A 19,275-nucleotide genomic window follows, 5' to 3' on the forward strand; every position below is an offset into this window, starting at 1 on the left:
CTGGATTTGGCTCAGCATTCCGGCAGGTTGACAGCAAGGCCTCCAAGGCTCGTCTCCTTGTATTTGGTGTTCATGTCTTCGCCGGTCTGGCGCATGGTCTCGATGCAATTGTCGAGCGGCATGAAATGTGTACCGTCCCCACGCAGCGCGAGACTTGCAGCGCTGACCGCCTTTATGGCCCCCAGACCGTTGCGTTCGATACAGGGTACCTGCACCAGCCCAGCGGCGGGATCGCAGGTCATGCCAAGGTGATGCTCAAGCGCGATTTCAGCCGCGTTTTCAATCTGTTCATTTGTGCCACCAAGTGCTGCGCACAGTCCAGCTGCTCCCATGGCCGAGGCGCTGCCAACTTCGGCCTGACAGCCACATTCCGCCCCAGAGATCGACGCGCGGTGCTTGATCAGCCCGCCAATGGCCGACGCCGTCAGCATCATCGTTTCCACACCTGCATCCGTGGCGCCGATGCAGTGGTCGCGGTAATAGCGCACGACCGACGGCACGACACCGGCCGCGCCGTTGGTGGGCGAGGTGACAACCCGGCCCCCGGCGGCGTTTTCTTCGTTCACGGCCATTGCGTAGACCGACAGCCAGTCATTGGCGACATGCGGCTGGCTGCGGTTGTTTCCGCGTTCCGCCAGAAGCTGTTCGTGCATCGCTTTGGCGCGCCGCTTGACGCTCAGACCACCGGGCAGAATGCCGTCTAACCGAAGGCCGCGGTCGATAACGGCGTTCATCACGTCGCAGATACGGGTGATCTGACCCGACAGCTCGCGTGGCTGGATGTTCTGATGGGCACACTCATTCGCGCGTTTCATCTCAGCGATGCTCTTGTCCGATGCGCGGCCCATCTCCAGCATCTCGGCTGCTGACCCGAAAGGATAGGGATAACCCATCGCCTCTTTCTCGGCGTGCAGCGTCTTCGTCTTGGCGGCCTTTTCGGTCTCAAGCTCGGCCTCGGTCACGACAAATCCACCGCCGACCGAATAGTAGGTCTGCGTCATGTAGGGATTCCCGCGTTCGTCGAAAGCGCGCAGGACGAGCCCGTTGGCATGGCCCGGCAAGGGTGGGCCAAAATCAAACACAAGATCGCTCTCGGGATCGAAATCGAGCGTACCCAGACCTGGCGGGCTGATGCGTTTGATGCGGCGGACTTCGGTCTCAAGTTCTTCGGCAGCATCGGGATCAAGCGAGGCAGGCAGATACCCGATCAGCCCGAGGATGACCGCGCGGTCCGTTGCGTGGCCCTTGCCGGTAAAGGCGAGCGACCCATGAAGTGACGCCCCTAGGCGGGTCAGCGTGCCCGCTCCAGGAATTTTTTCGGCCTCGCCGCGCAGATCGTCGAGGAAACGCGCGGCAGCGGTCATCGGCCCCATCGTGTGCGACGACGAAGGGCCGACACCGATCTTGAAGATGTCGAAAACCGACAAGAACATGACTTACACGCCGTCGGCGTAGATTGGGTGGGCTTCACAAAGCGCGCGCACCTCTTCCAGCACCGCTGCCTCCACAGCCGCGTCACCTTCAGGATTCGCCGACAACGCGTCGATCACCTTGAGAACTAGTTCACCCACCTTGCGGAATTCAGCCTCGCCAAAGCCGCGCGTCGTGCCTGCGGATGTGCCAAGGCGCACGCCGGAGGTGACAAAGGGCTTTTCAGGATCAAACGGAATGGCATTCTTGTTGCAGGTCAGCCCTGCCCGTTCGAGTGCGATTTCCGCCGCCTTGCCGGTCACACCTTTGGGGCGCAGATCGACCAGAACCATGTGGCAATCGGTGCCGCCCGACACCACGCCAAGACCGCCCGTAACCAGCACCTTAGAAAGCGCACGTGCATTGGCAATCACGTCCTTTGCATATTGCTTGAACGAAGGCTCCAGCGCTTCGCCAAAAGCCACGGCCTTGGCCGCAATCACATGCATTAGCGGGCCGCCCTGATTGCCAGGGAACACGGCGGAGTTGAACTTCTTGGCCAGTGCTTCGTCATTGGTCAGAATGATCCCGCCACGCGGGCCGCGCAACGTCTTATGCGTCGTCGAAGTCACGACATGAGCATGCGGCACCGGATCAGGATATTCGCCCGCCGCGATAAGGCCTGCGTAATGCGCCATGTCGACCATCAGATAGGCACCGACTTCGTCGGCAATGGCGCGGAATGCTGCGAAATCCATGTGCCTTGGATAGGCCGATGCGCCCGCGACGATCAGCTTTGGCTTCGTCTCAAGCGCGACTTTGCGCACGTTGTCCATGTCGATGAGTAGATCGTCCTTGGAGACCTCATAGCTGACCACATCGAACCATTTACCCGACATGGTGACGGGCGAGCCGTGCGTCAGGTGCCCACCATGCGCGAGGTTCAGACCCATGATCCGGTCGCCCGGTTTCAGCAGGGCAAGGAACACGGTCTGGTTGGCCTGCGCGCCGGAATGCGGCTGTACGTTGGCAAAACCCGCGCCGAAGAGCTCTTTGAGACGGTCGATGGCGATCTGCTCGACAGTGTCGACATGCTCGCACCCGCCGTAGTAGCGACGACCCGGATAGCCCTCGGCGTACTTGTTGGTAAACACCGATCCCTGCGCCAGAAGCACATCGCGGCTGACGATATTTTCAGATGCGATCAGTTCGATCTGGGTCTGCTGACGGTCAAGCTCAAGGCTGACGGCATCAGCAATGGCGGTGTCGGTGATGCGGGTGGTTTTAGCGGAATCGAGCATGGGATGGGTCCTTTCAGACATAAGGAAGGGGTCGCGCCCTTTGTCAGGGCGCGTCAATTGTACGGTTGAGGTCGGGCGTTAAAGACCGATAGCCAATTCGCGCGCAGCGATTTCAAGCAGGCCGTGCACATGCGGAAAGAACGACCGCCAGACTTCAATGCGGAAAGCGTCTTCGCCATCGCGGATCAGCACAACTTGGGCATAATCGAACACCGTCCGCTTGGCGCTGCCGTTGGCCATGCGCGACAGGTCAAGTGGGCACGCCACGGACAGCAAATCCAAGGCAGCAGGACCAGTGACGCTGATGGTCAACTCACGGTCCGAGATCACCACAAGGCTGTGTGGTGTCTTTTCGCGCACGGCATTAAAGGCCGCGACAATCGCCTGCTGGTCAGCCTCTGCGGCGTGTAGCAGCCACTCGTCAGGACCAATGCAATAGGCTGCGCGATCCCCGTTCTGTTCGCCCTGCCCGATCTTGGTGGGCAAGGTCAGGCCAAAAGCCTTGGAGACTGTCGCCAAATCGGCAGGCGCGATGCGCAGGTTAAAGCGCGCCACTGGTGGCAGTACAGAAACCGATACCGCGTCAAAAGATGTCACCGGAGCATTCATGATCTTGTTCTCCTCATTCGACCTTCAGGCGGTCGCCCGCGGGGTCATAAAAAACGGTTCCTGTAACCTTAGCTTTAACGATCGCGCCATTCTCGGCTGGGATGTGCAGGGTGTCATCCATCCGATCGAACCCGCCCTCGACCACCGCCATCGCGATGGAGCGGCCCAGCGATTCCGACCAGTAGGATGACGTCACATGCCCGATCATCTTCATGGGCTTGGGCTGGTTTGGGTTGTCCACGATCTGTGCGCCTTCGACCAGAACGGTTTTGGGATCCTCGGTCAGAAGGCCGACAAGCTGCTTGCGGTTCGGCGCCACGATGTCGGGCCGGTCGAGCGATCGTTTGCCGACGAAGTCGGACTTCATCTTGCCAATCGCCCAGCCGATACCCGCGTCCAGCGGTGTCACCGTGCCATCGGTGTCTTGACCAACGATGATAAAGCCCTTTTCGGCGCGCAGAACGTGCATGGTTTCAGTGCCATAAGGACAGATGTCGTATTTCTTGCCCTCTTCCCACAGCTTTTCCCAAAGCGCGCGGCCATGACGGGCGGGCACGTTGATCTCAAAGCCAAGCTCTCCAGTGAAGCTGATCCGGAAGAGCCGCGACGGGAAACCGGCGACTGTACATTCACGCACCGACATATGCGGAAACGCTTCGGCGGAAATATCCGCGCCTTCGACAAACGGCTCTAGCACCTTGCGCGCGTTCGGACCGTTGAGTGCAATGGTCGCCCATTCCTCGGTCGTGGAGGTCAGCCAGACCTTGAGATCGGGCCATTCCGTCTGGATGTAATCCTCCATCATGTTCAGCACACGCGCGGCACCGCCGGTTGTTGTGGTGACGTGAAACAGATCATGGCGCATACGGCCAATGACACCGTCATCGCGGATGAACCCGTCCTCGCCCAGCAGCAGACCATAACGTGCACGCCCAACACCCAACTTGGTCCACGGATTGGTGTACATCCGGTTCATGAACTCGGTCGCATCGGGGCCGGAGACCTCGATCTTGCCGAGGGTGGAAGCATCGAAAATGCCCAAGGATTCACGGGTCGCCTTGCATTCGCGGGCCACGGCCTTGTGCATGTCCTCGCCCGCTTTGGGGAAGTACCATGCCCGCCGCCAAAGAGCGACCGGCTCGAACTCTGCGCCATTTTCCTCGGCCCAGCTGTCGATCGGCGTGCGGCGTGTCACCTCGAAATGGGTACCTTTGTGATAGCCCGCGAACGCCCCGAATGTCGTCGGTGTATATGGCGGTCGGAAGGTCGTGAGACCCACTTTCGGCGCCTCTTTTCCAAGCGCGTCGGACGCGATGGTCAGACCGTTCATGTTTGACAGTTTGCCCTGATCGGTCGCCATGCCGTTGGTGGTGTAGCGTTTGACATGCTCGATGGATTTCATGCCTTCACGCACGGCCAGACGAATGTCCTTGGCGGTCACGTCATTCTGGAAATCCACAAAAGCCTTGGCTTTGCCGGGGTTGCGGTCGGTGGGCAGTTCCTTTTGAGTTATGCCGGTGCCGGTACGATCTTCAGCAACTTCGTAGGTTGCGCTGCCCGCTTTGCCACCGAGCGACTTGACCGCATCCATGCCAGCCTTTGTACCATCGTCAAGCGCGGCAGCGATGCCCCAGAGCCCGCGGCCGGCACCTGCGATATGCACGTCTTCGGTTTTGTGGCCCGGCAAATAGACCTTGGCGTCCGCATCCCAATCGAGTGAGCCTTTGGTGTGTGAGAAAAGATGCAACGAGGGCGTCCACCCGCCGCAGACCAGGACCGCGTCGCAGAACAGCATATGCCCGGCGCCGACCTTGCCGTTGCGCACAGGATTGACGCGCAAAGCGCTGACGCGCAGGCGACCCTTTGTCCCTGTGGCCGTGTATCCCAGATAGGTTTTGATCCCACGGGCCTTCGCCGCATTCTGTAGCGCTTTTGGCACTTCATTGCGCGTATCGACAATCGCAACCACGCTTGCGCTTGCGCCTGCGTCGGCCATGTCGAACGCGCTGTACCACGCGCTGTCATGGCTGGTCAGGACAACAGGTTTCTTTCCGACCAGCACGCCAAAGCGGTTGAGGAACGTCTGTGCGGCCCCGGCCATCATCACGCCGGGCGTGTCGTTGCCATCAAAGACCATCGGACGTTCAATCGCCCCCTGCGCCAGCACAACCTCTTTTGCGCGCACCCGCCACATCCGTTCGCGCGGTGCACCGTCGGGCACATCGCCCATGTGATCGGTCAGTTTCTGAACCAGCCCGATCATGTTCTGATGGTAATACCCCATCGCAGTTGTGCGCGTCATGCGACGGACGTTGGGCATGCGGTCAAGCTCTGCCATAGCACCCTCAAGCCAATCCCAAGCGGACTGTCCGTCGATCGACACAGAGGGTTCGGACAGGATCGTGCCGCCCATTTCCGAGTTTTCATCCACCAGAACCACCTTGGATCCTGCGCGCCCAGCGGTCAGCGCAGCAGCAATGCCTGAGGGACCAGAGCCAACAACCAGCACGTCGCAGTGCATATAACGGCTTGCATAGATATCGGGATCGACCTCGGTTGGGGCTTTCCCAAGACCGGCCGCCTTGCGGATGATCGGTTCATAGACGCTGTCCCAGAAACTGCGTGGCCACATGAAGGTCTTGTAGTAGAAACCCGCCGAGAACAGCATGTAGAGCCGGTCATTGATCGCGCCCAGATCGAACTTGAGTGACGGCCACTTGTTTTGGCTCTCGGTTTTCAAACCGGGGTAGATTTCCTGGATCGTGGCACGCGTGTTCGGCTCGAACCGGCCTTTGCCACGGGTCGTGCCGATCAGCGCGTTGGGTTCTTCGGAACTGGCTGTGACCACCCCGCGCGGGCGGTGATACTTGAAGCTGCGTCCCATCAGGTGCACGCCATTGGCGAGCAGCGCCGAAGCAACCGTGTCGCCCTCAAAGCCCTGAAACGTCTGGTCGTCGAATGTGAACTTGATCGGCTTGTCCGTGTTCACACGGCCTCGGCCTTTTACGCGAAAATCGGTCATTCTGCAGCCTCCAATGTGGTGGTGTCGGGGCGGGCCTCACCTGCCTTGTAGGTGGTCAGGAAACGGTCACTCACCGTGTCGCGTAGCGCGTTGAAGAAGCGGCCGCATCCATTGATGTGGCGCCAGCGTTCGGCGTGAACGCCTTTGACGTTGGTGCGGATAAACAGGAAATCGCGCCATTCCTCATCACTGAGTTTCGATGGATCAGCGGGGCGTGCGATATGTGCCTCGCCAGCATAAGAAAATTCCAGCTCGGGAAGCGTATCGTCGCAGTAGGGGCAGTGAATCAAAAGCATGGGTCTGTCTCCTCAGTGAGCAACGGCGGCTGCGGCGGCTTCGTCGATTAGACGGCCGGTGGTGAAGCGCTCAAGCGTGAACGGCGCGTTGATCGGGTGCGGTTCGTCTTTGGCAACCGTCCAAGCCAGTGTATGCGCTGCGCCCGGTGTGGCCTTGAATCCCCCCGTGCCCCAGCCGCAGTTGACATACAGCCCTTTGACCGGCGTCTTGCCGAGAATCGCCGATCGGTCTGGCGTCACATCGACAATCCCGCCCCATTTACGCAGCATCCGCATGCGGTTGAAGATCGGGAACACCTCGCAAATGGCAGCCACGGTGTGCTCGATCAACGGCAAACCGCCGCGCTGCGAATAACTGGTGTACTGGTCCGTGCCAGACCCAATCACTAGCTCGCCCTTGTCGGACTGGCTGATATAGGCATGCACGGTGTTTGACATCACGACGCACGGGAACACAGGCTTAATCGGTTCGGAAACAAGCGCCTGAAGCGGATAGCTTTCGAGGGGCATCCGCACACCCGCGCTCTCCATCACGACACTCGTGTGACCGGCTGCGGAGACCGCGACCTTCTTGGCCTTAATGAAGCCCTTGGCAGTATCTACGCCCTCGACCGACCCGTCGGGCGCGCGCCGGATCGCGATGACCGGGCAGTTCTGGATGATGTCGACGCCGCGCTTGGCTGCAGCCCGTGCGTAACCCCAAGCGACAGCATCATGCCGCGCGGTGCCAGCGCGCTTTTGCAACGCAGCGCCCATCACCGGATAACGCGCATCAGGCGAAATGTTCAGCGGCGGACAGAATTCCTTGGCCTGCTGCGGGTTCAGCCACTGGTTGTCGACGCCGTTAAGACGATTGGCGTGGATGTGGCGCTGGAATGACTGCACGTCATGCACGTTATGCGCCAGCATCATCACGCCGCGCTTGGAATACATGACGTTATAGTTTAGCTCGGTCGACAGGTTGTCCCACAGATCCAGAGCGTGATCGTAGAGCTTTGCGCTTTCATCATATAGGTAGTTCGAGCGTATAATTGTCGTGTTGCGCCCAGTATTGCCCCCGCCAAGCCAGCCTTTTTCGATGACTGCGACATTCGTTATGCCATGTTCCTTGGCCAAGTAGTAGGCCGCACCCAGACCATGGCCCCCTGCCCCGACGATGATCACATCATATTCGGCTTTGGGTTGTTTGTCGGGCCACTGTTCGGGCCAATTCTTGTGGCCGCTCAGCGCGTTTTTTAACAGCGAAAAGCCGGAAAAATGTGTCATTTTAGGTAGCCTCGAATCTATATGGAACCTGTCCTCCTTTTGGTCGCATATCACCCCATTTCGACATTGTATTTTTACGCCAAAAACATAGTATATCTGCGTCTCGGAACGCTTAATGAAGAGGTCTAAATGGAATCCAAACCCGTTCTCAAAATTGGGTTCATCCTGGCACGGAGATTTACCTTGTCAGCTTTCGCAAATTTTGCGGATGTCCTGCGATTGGCGGCAGATGAGGGAGACCGCTCGCGCCCGATACGGTGTTCATGGCGCATCGTGTCTGCAACAATGAACCCGGTGGTTTCCAGCTGTGGCATTCCCGTGCACCCCGATGAACGCCTTGGCGACCCAGAAAAGTTCGATTATGTGGTCGTAGTCGGCGGGTTGATCCCCGCCATTCAAGACCTCAATCCTGACTACATTGCCTATCTTAAACGTGCGGCGCTGGCTAACGTGCCGATTGTTGGGGTCTGTACCGGCGCGTTCATCCTTTACAAAGCAGGGTTGATGGAAGGATATCGCTGCTGCGTGAGCTGGTTCCATCACAATGACTTTTTGGAACAGTTCGAGGGGCTCATTCCAGTGTCCGATCAGATATTCGTGGTTGACCGCAATCGCCTGACCTGTTCCGGCGGTGTTAGCTCGGCGCACCTCGCCGCCTACCTGGTGGAGCGGCACATTGGGTCGGCGGCAGCACGCAAAAGCTTGAATATCATGATCATCGACGAAGCGCAGACGCCCGAAAATCCTCAGCCTGGTTTGCCGCTTGAATTTGCCACGTCGGACAAGCTTGTCAGGAAAGCGTTGCACCTCATTCGCCAGAATGTGGCCACACCGATGACGGTCGATCGGCTATCAGAACGCTTGAAAGTCAGTCGTCGGATGCTGGAGCGCCATTTCAGAGAGGCGCTTCAAATTTCGCCTGCAGAGGTAGGCTTGTCGGTCCGACTCTCAGTTGCGCGTCATCTTTTGAGTGGCACTGATACCTCTATCACACAGATTGCCGCGGCAACGGGATTTTGCGATGCATCGCATTTCGGCAAGGTGTTTCGCACCCGCGAAGGCGTTCCCCCGGATGCCTGGAGACAAAAAGATCGCGCGACTGCTGCGCGCGATCTTTTGGCTTGAAAATGACCGCGTCCGGCGGGCACTTTGCCACCCGCCTAAGACGCGTTGCTCAGTTGGTCTCGCCGAGCTCTGCCGATGCTTCTGTTTTGTGCTCAAGCGACAGGCAGCGAACGATGGCGACGCACATCAGAACCATGATTATCGAGAACGGCAGCGCGGCAATAATCGCCGCCGTTTGCAAGGTGCTCAGCGCCGCGCTGCCGCCTACGATCAGTAAGACCGCAGCCACGACGCCTTCAAAGGTGCCCCAGATCAAGCGGTGACGATACATCGGGTGCTCATTGCCTTCACTCAGAATCGTGGCCACGACCAGCGTGCCAGAGTCCGACGAGGTGACGAAATAGGTCGTCACCAAGATCGTTCCAAGCACACCCGCGATCACGCCGATCAAGCCGACATTCATGGCCTCAAAGGTTGCGAAAAGCGCCATGGACACATTTGCGCTGACCGCATCGGATACGCCGCCCGGCCCAAATAGTTCGGTCCACAACGCCGTGCCGCCATAGGCCACGATCCAGACGAAAGACACAAGCGAGGACACCCCAACAACACCGAAAATGAATTCCCTCACGGTTCTGCCCCGAGATACACGCGCGACAAACACCCCAACAAACGGCGCCCAGGATATCCACCAGCCCCAGTAGAAGGTTGTCCACCAGCCCTGCCACATGTCGCTCCAACGGGCCGCTTCGGCGGGCACGCTTTCGACATAAACGTTGAACGAAAACAGGCTCTTTGCGTAAGACAACGTGGCATCACCCAAGCTAAGCATAAGATACCGCGTCGGCCCCCAGGCAAAAAAGAAGATCAATAGGACAATGGTCAGCCACATGTTGACCTGAGACAGCCACTTGATGCCCCGGTCCAAACCAGAAAGAACCGAACACAATGCAACGGCGGTGATGACAGCGATTAAGACAAGCTGGACTGCATCCGAAATCGGGACGTCCCAGATATGGTTCAGACCCGCGTTGATCTGCGTAACTCCTAAGCCAAGCGAAGTAGCGATGCCGAAAATAGTCGCGAATACTGCAATCACATCGATCACGACGCCGAGCGCCCCTTCGACCCGATCCCCAAACAGCGGGTAGAGGGTGTAACGAATTCCTAGCGGTTTTTTCAGGCGATAGCTGACAAGACAAAGAGCCAGTGCGACTATGCAATAGATTGCCCAAGCGTTTAGGCCCCAGTGGAAGAAGGTTACCTGAAGCGCCATATCCGCCGCTGCTTGATTGCCTGTGCCTTCAGCAAACGGCGTGCCCCCGGCATAATGGAACATCGGCTCGGCGATCGACCAGAAGATAATGCCAATCCCCTGCCCAGCAGCATAGAGCATGGCGAACCAGGTGAAGTAGCTGTATTTCGGTCGCTCATCCGCATCACCAAGCCGGAGAGAGCCATATTTGCTGACGGCAATGGCGATCAAAAAGACGAGAAAAACACCCGATAGGACAACGTACCACCAGTTGAAGTAGAAGGTAACGAATGTCCGGGCTGAATCAATCCAATCTGCCGAACTGGTCGGAAACGCGAGCACAAGAAAGACAAAAAGCAGTATGATGCCCGCCGAAATTAAGGACGAGTACGGGTTTACGCCTCTGAAGACTCCAGATCGAATAACCATGATAACCGCCCCCAATGTTCGAATTGATTGCGCGGATCGTAATCTCACGCGCGCGCAAATGTTAGACCAAAATCACTTGTTCTCGCCAGGCAGCACGTGGCAGCTTCCGGATTCCCAATGCACGACCACTTTCGAGCCGGGATTCAGATTGAGCACCGACAATTCGTCGTGGCTTTTCTGTACTTTAAGCTCTTGGCCGCCAGCGGTCTCGAGAAAGACCATTGCCGTGCCGCCAATGAATTCCTCACCCGCAACGCTGGCTTCTATCCCGGGTTGACCACTGTCTGGCAAGCTCAGTTGCATGTTCTCCGCGCTGACGATGAAAGTGACCTTTTGACCCTGCCTGGCATCCGGCCGCTCGCTCTTTGGCAAGATGGTCTCTCCACCCTCATAGGCGACCTGCCAGCCATCTGCACCGGCCGGGCCCTGAACCACACCATCAAAGATGTTGGCGGAGCCCAGAAACTCCGCGACAAAGCGATTGTATGGCTCGCGATAAATTTCTTCAGGCGTTCCGATCTGTTCGATCTGACCCCGACTCATGATGACCACACGATCGGCCATGGAAAACGCTTCTGACATGGAGTGTGTCACATAAACAAATGTAATCCCCAGATCCTTTTGCAGATTTGACAAGACAGCCTGCATGCGCACTTTGAGGTGTGCATCAAGCGCCGAGAGAGGTTCATCCAGCAGCAGGATCTTCGGCTCGGTCACCAAGGCACGGGCCAAGGCCACACGTTGCTTTTGACCGCCAGACAGCTGATTGATGTTGCGGTTCGCAAACTCTGTGATCTGCATCTTCTCGAGCCACTTTTCCGCGCGCTGCCGACGTTCCTCTTTGCCGACACCCCGCATCTTGAGCGCAAACTCGACGTTTTCCTGAACAGTCAGAAACGGGAACAAGGCCAAAGATTGCCAAACCATCGGTGTATCGCGATCCCACGTGGCTTTGCCGTTCACCTTCTCGCCATCAAGATAGATTGCGCCTTCAGTGGGATCTTCCAAGCCTGCAAGCATACGCAGCGTCGTGGTTTTGCCACAACCAGATGATCCCATGATGGCCAGGAACTCTCCGCGACCAATCTCGAAATCAGCTTTTTCGACTGCAGTGAAGTTTCCGAACCGCTTTACGACGTTGTCGAACTTCACGATCGCTTCTGATTGCTGTTCCATTTGTGCGTTCGCTTTCATTATTTTTCCTCCTCTGGGCTGCGCAGCAGAAGCTGGGCCAGAATGATCAGTGTCATTGAGCTCAGGAAGGCGAGTGAGCCGATGGCGTTGATACGCGGGCTGACCTGACCTTGCAGGAAGCCGAGAATCTTCACAGGCAATGTTTCGTTGAGGCCTGACACGAACCACGCGACCGCAAATTCATCAAACGAGACTGCCATGGTGATGAAGAGCGCGGCAAAGATCGCAGGCTTGGTGAACGGGATGATCACATAGCGAAGAGTCTGCCATTGATTGCCGCCCATGTTCCACGATGCCGCCTCAAGGTCAGGGTCCATCTGCGACAGGCGCAAGCGGATGATGGCCATTGCAAACGGGCTGCACATCACACCGTGCGCGATGATGACGGAAATGGTCGTACCGGACAGGTTAACACGGCTCAGGAAGGCCAGCATGGCCAACCCCATGATCACGACCGGAATGGTCGGTGGCAAAAGTGCCAGAGCTACGTAGACGGATTTACCGGTGAAATTGTACCGGAAATCCGTATACGCCCCGCCGAAGCCCAGGATGGTTGCAATGACAGCGACGGTCAGCCCCACGACCAGCGTATTGCCGAAGCCCTGCCAAACCAGCGGGTCTTCCCAGATCACACGGTACCATTCGGTCGAGAACTCGCCCAGAGGCAGCGACGGGAAGCGGTCGGAGTTGAGCGAGAACACAAAGCTTCCGGCGATCGGGGCAAATATGAACAGCAGGCAAAGCACGATGTGCAGTTTTAGCAGCGCGTTGATTATGCGGTTTTCGTTACCCATCTTATTTGCCCCGCTCTTTATACGCATAGGTGACTGCCGCGAATGCTGCCGTGAGCAGCGTGATAATCATCATGATCGCAACCACCGCCGCGCGGGGCCATTGCTGACCGGACTTGGTGAAATCGGTGATCATGATCGACAGTGTCGGAGGGTTGCCGCCCCCAAGATACAGCGGGCTGACGAAGTCTCCAAAACTGAGGATAAAAGCAAACAGCGCAGCGATCACAAGACCCACTTTGGCTGATGGAACAATCACTGCAAAAACCGTCCGCAATCTGCCACAGCGCAGGTTATGCGCAGCCTCGATCAGGTCGCGATTGACGAAGTTTAGGCTGAATGTCTGCAACAGAACAACCAAGGGCAAAGTCAGCGTCACCATGCCCACGATGATCCCAAATGCGTTGTTCAACATCGGGAATGGCCCAAGACCAATATACGCGAATGCCGCGTTTATGATGCCCGCATCAGACAGGAAGACCTGGAGCGAATAGACCCGGACAAGATAGCTGGTGAAGAACGGAATGATGAGAATAAAGATCATCCACCGCTTGGCTTTCTCACTCATCTTGAATGAAATCGCATAGGACGCCGGAAAAGCGATAATACTGGTGACCACGGCTGCTGTCGTAGCAAGGACCATGGTCCGGAAATAGGCGTCCCAAAACACACCACGTGACAGGACACGCTCCCAATTTCCAAAGTTGAGGTCGGGCGTCATCTGAAAGTTGCGCACTGTCCAGAAACTGATCGCGACCAGAAACAGGAGCGGAAAAAGAAAGAACAATAACTGCCAGAGCAGCAGCGGCATCGACAAGATCAATGAAAAAAGTGTTGGTCGCTTGGTCATATCAGATCCCATAGCTGAGCAATCGGGCGTCTTGTTGGGGCGCAAAGAACCATGCGCCCCAACTCAAAAGCGCCTTACGCGCCTTTGTAGTCGGACCAAAAATCATTCCAGTCTTCGAGGCTCTGCTGAACCGGAAGCTGACGATACTGGATCAGCCCTTCACGGATCATGTCCATCGCATTGCGCTGTCCCAGAACCATGTTTTGGCGCTGTGCCTCGGCGGGATTGGTCTCATTGAGCACGCGCCATCCTGCCTGCGAGGGCACGATAGCCGGATAGGCTGCCATGTCAGCAGATTTCGCCTGGCCTTCCGGGGAGGTGATGTACTGGATCCACTTCTTGGCCATTTCCTGATTTTGTGAGCCTTTGCCGATCGAGAAGCTCTCGGTCCACTGCAAGCCACCTTCCTTTGGAATGACGCTGCGTACCGGACTGCCGTTCTTTTCCAGGGTACCGGTGATCCAGTCACCAATCCCTGCAAAGGCCAGCATTTGCCCGTTGTCGAGCGACGAGAAGGTGCCGCCATAATCGAAGAAGCCGCCAGCTTGACGGCGCAGGCCCATGGTATGCTCCTGCACTATTTCCCAAGCCGCTTCGTCGATGTCGTAAGGCGATGAATTGCCGACATGGAGGCTCATCTGACCCAGATTGGGCAGGTGCCAGTCAAAATGGCCGAGCTTTCCAGTCAACCGCTCGTCTGCAAAAAGATCGTAGCTGGAGGCCTCTTCTTCGGTGAAGGCATCCGTATTGTAGGCTACGCCGAGAAAGCCAAATCGCGTAATAACGGAATAGAGCTTGTCGTCCTGCCAATGGCCAGGGAACTTCTGGAATTCGGGGAAGAAGTCGTCAAAGGCGTAGTCAGCCGGATCCAGCTCTTCGATATAGCCAGCAGCGTTAAGCTGCTGCACATATTCGCCATCCGACAGGATCACATCAAAAGTACCACGCGGGGATTGCGCAATCAGGCCCAGCATGTTGTCACCGCCGGTGTAGTATTTAGGCACGAACTTGACGTTGTTGGCCTCTTCGAATTCACCAACGATATCGGGCTCTGCGTGACCATACCAAGCAAGCATCGACAATTCGGTCGTTTGCGCCGCGGCACGGATGGACAGGAAAGGCGTAGCCAAGGCTGCGGCACCTGTCATCTTCAGCAGACTGCGGCGACTTGGTCGGATCAATTTAGTGGACATCGGGTTACTCCTTGTTGGGATCATTTTCTTCTTTTGATGGGAGGATCAGCTTGCACTCGCCAGTGCGGCGGCTTTGCCGAACTCGTTTGTGAGCGCCGCAATAATACCCTTGGTGCACACATCCAGAAGGATATCGCCCTTTTCGGCGGTAGCTTCTTTTGGTGAGGACAGCGTCCCACTTGCTGGTGTCCATTCCGGCTTAGCCGGGTAGACGTCGTAGGGCGGAAATGTTGCCGGGGCGTGCTCTACAGCGCTTTGAAGTGACACGAGATCGGGGTGCAAACGCAGCATCAGGGACGTTTCCAGAACCCCTCCATGCTCGATGTCCCATCCGAGAAAGCCGTTCGGATACAGCTTCTCGATCGACGCCTGATCCACAAAGTCCCAATATGACAGGACTACGACCTTGACGTCATGAATGTCGCCCCAACCCAGCTCGCGCAAGGCAAGGTCAATCGCTTCCGTAATGAACCAGGAATTCTCAAAGTGGCCATTGACGATGCACAGATTGCGCACGCCGTGACGCACGAATTCCTTGACCACGTCCTTGAGCGCGTTCACCAAAGTCGCGCCATCAAGGCTGGTCGTGCCGGGAAAGAAGTTTCCGCCACCGGATTTCTGGTGCGATTTGTATCCGTAGGTGAACGGCGGCGCGACAAGGGCGCCGACCTGCTCGGCCACGCGGCGGGCGAATTCGGTCGGCAAAAGCACATCGACATGCATCGGCATATGATGGCCGTGCTGCTCCATTGATCCGAGCGGGATCAGGATGGGCACATCGCCGTTCTGGACTCGATTCTGGTAGTCGGGCCAAGCCATTTCGGCGGCGAAAACTGTAGAATGTGACATTGCACCCCCTGCATCTGAAGATCGTCAAACCTTAGGGCAGCTTGCTTTGCCACAGAAATTCATAGTAACAATGCTTGGATAAGGATTGTTAATGATGCGCAAATTCACCAACCTGCAAACTGACCTTCTTCGGACCTTCGTGACTGTGGTCGACCTACGCAACTATACGGAAACCGGGAATATTCTCGGGCGGACGCAGCCGGCGATATCGTTGCAGATTAAGCGCCTTGAAGAGATTGTCGGTGCCAAATTACTAAAGCATGAAGGCAAGCAGGTAGAGTTGACGCCGGACGGGCAGACTCTCCTGGGCTATGCACGGGAGATGCTGCGCCTCAATGACCGGGCGGTAGCCAATTTGCAGCAGGCAGCCTTTCTTGGAACGCTCAGGATTGGCCTGCCGGTCGACTATTCAGTTGAGTATTTCCAAAGCGTTATTGCCAAGTTCTCGCACGAGAACCCTGCTGTTTTGTTGGACATTCGCTGTTACCGAAGCCGTGAGCTTCTTGCAGCCCTCCATGTTGATGATCTGGATATGACCATTGCCATCACAGATGAAATGCCCGCGCCCCACGTCTCCATCTACTGGTCGGAACGTCCGGTCTGGGTTTGCGCCCGCGATCACAAGATAGATCCGGACCAGCCACTCAAGGTGATCGCGCATCCCGACGGCTGTTTCTATCGCAAGCGTATGATCGACGCGCTGAATACCGAAGGGCGCGATTGGCGCGTATCCTTTGAAAGCCTCGGCGTCTCAGCTCTCCAAAAGGCAGTTTTGGATGGCATGGGCGTCACCGCGTTAACAAAGAAGACGTTGCTGCCCGGTATGCGGGTCCTCTCCGCCAGCGATGGCTTCCCGAAGTTGTCAAAGATCCACATTGGGCTGTTCTACAAGCACATAAAGATGTCCGATGCCGCGCTGAAACTGATCGAGCAGATCACGGAAGATGTGTCATCCTTCCGCTTGCCGACGCGTGCTCGCGCCGGATAATGGGCACGCCCACCAGGGTAAATTTGTAATTCTTATGGTAAGATGATTGCAATTAATTTTTCGTCGCATCGCCACACTGCTACGCAGACAAGGTCACTGTTAGCAGAGAGGAATATCGACAATGGACGACATGCTCCACGTCATGGAATGGCACAACGGCGAGAAGGAGTTCTCGCCCTTTTCAGATAACGAAATGGCCCGTCGCCAGAACGAATTGCGCGACTGGATGGGCAAGAACGATGTCGATGCATCACTCTTCACCTCTTATCACTGCATCAACTATTATAGCGGATGGCTGTACTGCTATTTCGGTCGTAAATACGGCATGGTCATCGACCAGAAGAACGCCACTACGATCTCTGCCGGCATCGACGGCGGCCAACCCTTCCGTCGCAGCTTCGGCAACAACATCACGTATACTGACTGGCGTCGTGACAACTTCTACCGCGCGATCCAGCAACTGACACCGGGTGCCAAGCGCATCGGTATCGAATTCGACCACGTGTCGCTGGAATACCGCCAACTGCTTCAGGATGCCCTGCCGGGCGTCGAGTTCGTTGACGTCGGTCAGCCCGCGATGTGGATGCGGACGATCAAGTCGGCCGAAGAAATCAAGCTGATCAAAGAAGGCGCCCGCGTCGCCGACGTTGGCGGTGCTGCTGTGGCCGCTGCAGTCAAAGCCGGTGTTCCCGAACACGAAGTCGCCATTGCCAGTACCAATGCGATGATCCGCGAGATTGCCAACTCTTTCCCCTTCGTCGAATTGATGGACACCTGGACCTGGTTCCAGTCCGGCATTAACACCGACGGCGCGCACAACCCGGTAACGAACAAGAAAGTGCAGTCGGGTGAAATCCTCAGCCTCAACACTTTCCCGATGATCTTTGGCTACTACACGGCGCTGGAACGCACACTGTTCTGCGACCACGTTGATGATGCAAGCCTCGATATCTGGGAGAAGAACGTCAAGGTCCACGAGCGTGGACTCGAGTTGATCAAGCCGGGCGCGCGCTGCATGGATATCGCGATCGAGCTCAACGAGATGTATCGCGAATGGGACCTGCTGAAGTATCGTTCGTTCGGATACGGCCACAGCTTTGGCGTTCTGAGCCATTACTATGGCCGCGAGGCTGGCGTAGAACTTCGCGAAGACATTGAAACGGAGCTCAAGCCAGGAATGGTCGTGTCCATGGAGCCCATGGTCATGATCCCGGAAGGTCAGCCTGGCGCTGGCGGCTACCGTGAGCATGACATCCTAGTGATCGGCGAGGACAACACAGTCGAGAACATCACCGGATTCCCATTCGGCCCCGAGCACAATGTCATCAAGAACTAAGATCAGTGCTATCTCGGTAGCAAACAATATTGCTATGATCAGCGCCCTGTTGGCGCTGGTCATAGCGGTAACCCTCCTATCGCGTGAAACCCAAAAGCATGGCTACACAGTGATTGCGCGCGGCGGGGGCCTACCGATCTTCATCCAAACGAACAGCGCCTACTAATCCATGCTGGACATAATGGTTGGCGTTACCGTTTCGTCGTCTGGCGGCATTGGCCGCCAGACAACTTCAATCATTTTGAAACCCTGATGTAAAAATGCGAAACCGAGCCCTACAAGAGTTTCTAGATGCGGCAAGAATTGCCTATTCTGCCCGTGCGCGAGATCCGAACTCTGTCAGCTTGGTTGAACAAGTCTTTGCCACCCTTGAGTCTCCCGCACCACAATCACAGTCCGACAGCGGTCGACTTCCGGTCTGCAAGTATCTCACGGATATTGCGAACCCGTCCGTCTCCGACGAACCTGATCTTCGACAGGTGATGACGACATTCTTTAGCATCGAACCGACGCTCCGGTGGCGGCGCCGTCAAGGGGATTGCAGCGGTGCAAGCGAAGGTTTTGCCGAAAACCATGCAAACACGATGATTGTCGGTCCCGGTGGCCTCGAACCGCGAGAGGACGTTTGGCTGGGAGTGTCGCTTCTCGGGCCAAACGTGCAGTATCCCAATCACAGGCACCCACCCCAAGAAACCTATCTTGTCATGAACACGGGCGACTTTCGTCAAGGTCGGAACGAATGGGTTCATGTGGCGAAGGGCGAAACCTTCTACAATCCGCATAATATCCCGCACGCGATGCGGTCCAATGATCTTCCACTCCTCGTTTTCTGGGTCCTGAAGGAATAGCCGGAGCGCAAAAGATGCTGTGCATGCTTCTGTGATGAAAAAGAGGCGCCACTCGCTCACCCTATGCGGATTAAATTGCTTGAGGAATATTGGGCAGGCTGGAACTTAACAGCTTCAGACCTGAGCCAAAGCGGTCATTGCAAGGCGCTTGGTACATAAGCGCGCTTATACGTATTTGAGCCATCATAGCGGCGGAAACTAAGCTGCAATCCGCCACATCCTGAACCGTCCCTGCCCTGTCACCTCACGGACCAAGCCGTTCTGTTCCATCCACCCGAGGTTCCGTTGCACGGCCGCGCGGCTAGCTCCGATCTGAGACTCAGCCATTGAAGCAGATACCAGGGGCCATTCTGCAAAGAGAGCTCGCAAAGCAGGAGGCGTTTTGCCGGATAGTTGTGCCATTTCATCCTCCGCCTGAACTGTCCAAGACTCCGCCAGATCAAGATTCCTGGTCGTGTCGCGAATGCTGTGGAAATTCCCTGGCGGCGCGCTCCGGGCATGTGAAGGGTCGGTGTTTTAGGCTGCGAGGTCAAGGGGCATGGGTTCGAGGGGCTGAGAGAGGGTTTCCCAGCC

The 19,275-nt window shown here is 56.8% G+C and carries 16 protein-coding genes and 1 pseudogene; 4 read left to right on the forward strand and 13 right to left on the reverse strand.

Annotation, left to right across the window (positions count from 1 at the left end; genetic code table 11):
* Positions 1–11 precede the first annotated feature (11 nt).
* The 6 genes from AAFO90_RS17930 to AAFO90_RS17955 all read right to left on the reverse strand — a co-directional run bounded on the left by AAFO90_RS17930 (position 12) and on the right by AAFO90_RS17955 (position 7,904).
* Positions 12–1,433, reverse strand: coding sequence for an L-serine ammonia-lyase (locus tag AAFO90_RS17930; RefSeq protein ID WP_347510241.1), 1,422 nt, complete (start codon positions 1,431–1,433; stop codon positions 12–14).
* Between the two features lie 3 nt (positions 1,434–1,436).
* Positions 1,437–2,711, reverse strand: coding sequence for a serine hydroxymethyltransferase (gene glyA, locus AAFO90_RS17935; RefSeq protein WP_347510242.1), 1,275 nt, complete (start codon positions 2,709–2,711; stop codon positions 1,437–1,439).
* A 78-nt stretch (positions 2,712–2,789) separates the two neighbouring features.
* On the reverse strand, positions 2,790–3,320 hold the full coding sequence (locus AAFO90_RS17940) for a sarcosine oxidase subunit gamma family protein (protein ID WP_040482928.1): 531 nt from the start codon (positions 3,318–3,320) through the stop codon (positions 2,790–2,792).
* Between the two features lie 13 nt (positions 3,321–3,333).
* Complete coding sequence (locus tag AAFO90_RS17945) at positions 3,334–6,342, reverse strand: sarcosine oxidase subunit alpha (RefSeq protein ID WP_347510243.1); 3,009 nt, start codon at positions 6,340–6,342, stop codon at positions 3,334–3,336.
* Positions 6,339–6,638: a sarcosine oxidase subunit delta gene (locus AAFO90_RS17950; protein WP_007206137.1), complete on the reverse strand. Its 300-nt coding sequence runs from the start codon at positions 6,636–6,638 to the stop codon at positions 6,339–6,341. The genes AAFO90_RS17945 and AAFO90_RS17950 overlap by 4 nt, the downstream gene beginning before the upstream one ends.
* 12 nt (positions 6,639–6,650) lie before the next feature.
* Entirely contained in the window at positions 6,651–7,904 is a 1,254-nt protein-coding gene (locus AAFO90_RS17955; protein WP_007206138.1) for a sarcosine oxidase subunit beta family protein, read from the reverse strand.
* A gap of 129 nt (positions 7,905–8,033) precedes the next feature.
* On the opposite strand from AAFO90_RS17955, the gene AAFO90_RS17960 reads away from it, so the two are divergent.
* Positions 8,034–9,029, forward strand: a complete 996-nt coding sequence (locus AAFO90_RS17960; RefSeq protein ID WP_347510244.1) for a GlxA family transcriptional regulator — start codon at positions 8,034–8,036, stop codon at positions 9,027–9,029.
* A gap of 49 nt (positions 9,030–9,078) precedes the next feature.
* Here AAFO90_RS17960 and AAFO90_RS17965 read toward each other — a convergent pair whose 3' ends face one another.
* The 6 genes from AAFO90_RS17965 to AAFO90_RS17990 all read right to left on the reverse strand — a co-directional run bounded on the left by AAFO90_RS17965 (position 9,079) and on the right by AAFO90_RS17990 (position 15,530).
* Positions 9,079–10,653, reverse strand: coding sequence for a BCCT family transporter (locus tag AAFO90_RS17965; RefSeq protein ID WP_347510245.1), 1,575 nt, complete (start codon positions 10,651–10,653; stop codon positions 9,079–9,081).
* Positions 10,654–10,725: 72 nt separating this feature from the next.
* The gene (locus AAFO90_RS17970) at positions 10,726–11,847 is read right to left on the reverse strand and encodes an ABC transporter ATP-binding protein (RefSeq protein ID WP_347510246.1); all 1,122 of its coding nucleotides are present in this window, start codon (positions 11,845–11,847) and stop codon (positions 10,726–10,728) included.
* On the reverse strand, positions 11,847–12,641 hold the full coding sequence (locus AAFO90_RS17975) for an ABC transporter permease (protein ID WP_347510247.1): 795 nt from the start codon (positions 12,639–12,641) through the stop codon (positions 11,847–11,849). Before AAFO90_RS17975 ends, AAFO90_RS17970 begins: the two co-directional genes overlap by 1 nt.
* Position 12,642: 1 nt before the next feature.
* Positions 12,643–13,488, reverse strand: coding sequence for an ABC transporter permease (locus AAFO90_RS17980; RefSeq protein WP_040483269.1), 846 nt, complete (start codon positions 13,486–13,488; stop codon positions 12,643–12,645).
* 74 nt (positions 13,489–13,562) lie between these two features.
* Entirely contained in the window at positions 13,563–14,681 is a 1,119-nt protein-coding gene (locus AAFO90_RS17985) for a spermidine/putrescine ABC transporter substrate-binding protein (RefSeq protein WP_316776546.1), read from the reverse strand.
* Between the two features lie 45 nt (positions 14,682–14,726).
* Positions 14,727–15,530 carry a creatininase gene (locus tag AAFO90_RS17990; protein WP_347510248.1) on the reverse strand — a complete coding sequence of 268 codons (804 nt, stop codon included), beginning with the start codon at positions 15,528–15,530 and terminating at the stop codon, positions 14,727–14,729.
* A gap of 94 nt (positions 15,531–15,624) precedes the next feature.
* Between AAFO90_RS17990 and AAFO90_RS17995 the strand changes: the two genes are divergently transcribed.
* The 3 genes from AAFO90_RS17995 to AAFO90_RS18005 all read left to right on the forward strand — a co-directional run bounded on the left by AAFO90_RS17995 (position 15,625) and on the right by AAFO90_RS18005 (position 18,702).
* Entirely contained in the window at positions 15,625–16,518 is an 894-nt protein-coding gene (locus tag AAFO90_RS17995) for a LysR substrate-binding domain-containing protein (protein WP_347510249.1), read from the forward strand.
* Positions 16,519–16,639: 121 nt separating this feature from the next.
* The gene (locus tag AAFO90_RS18000) at positions 16,640–17,854 is read left to right on the forward strand and encodes a M24 family metallopeptidase (RefSeq protein ID WP_007206147.1); all 1,215 of its coding nucleotides are present in this window, start codon (positions 16,640–16,642) and stop codon (positions 17,852–17,854) included.
* A 260-nt stretch (positions 17,855–18,114) separates the two neighbouring features.
* Complete coding sequence (locus tag AAFO90_RS18005; protein WP_347510250.1) at positions 18,115–18,702, forward strand: dimethylsulfonioproprionate lyase family protein; 588 nt, start codon at positions 18,115–18,117, stop codon at positions 18,700–18,702.
* Positions 18,703–18,900: 198 nt separating this feature from the next.
* On the opposite strand, the pseudogene AAFO90_RS18010 reads toward AAFO90_RS18005, so the two are convergent.
* Positions 18,901–19,152 (reverse strand): annotated as a pseudogene (locus AAFO90_RS18010) (helix-turn-helix domain-containing protein); the annotation flags it as partial.
* Positions 19,153–19,275 lie beyond the last annotated feature (123 nt).

This window comes from Phaeobacter sp. CAU 1743, assembly GCF_039839315.1.
Lineage (GTDB): Bacteria > Pseudomonadota > Alphaproteobacteria > Rhodobacterales > Rhodobacteraceae > Phycobacter > Phycobacter gallaeciensis_A.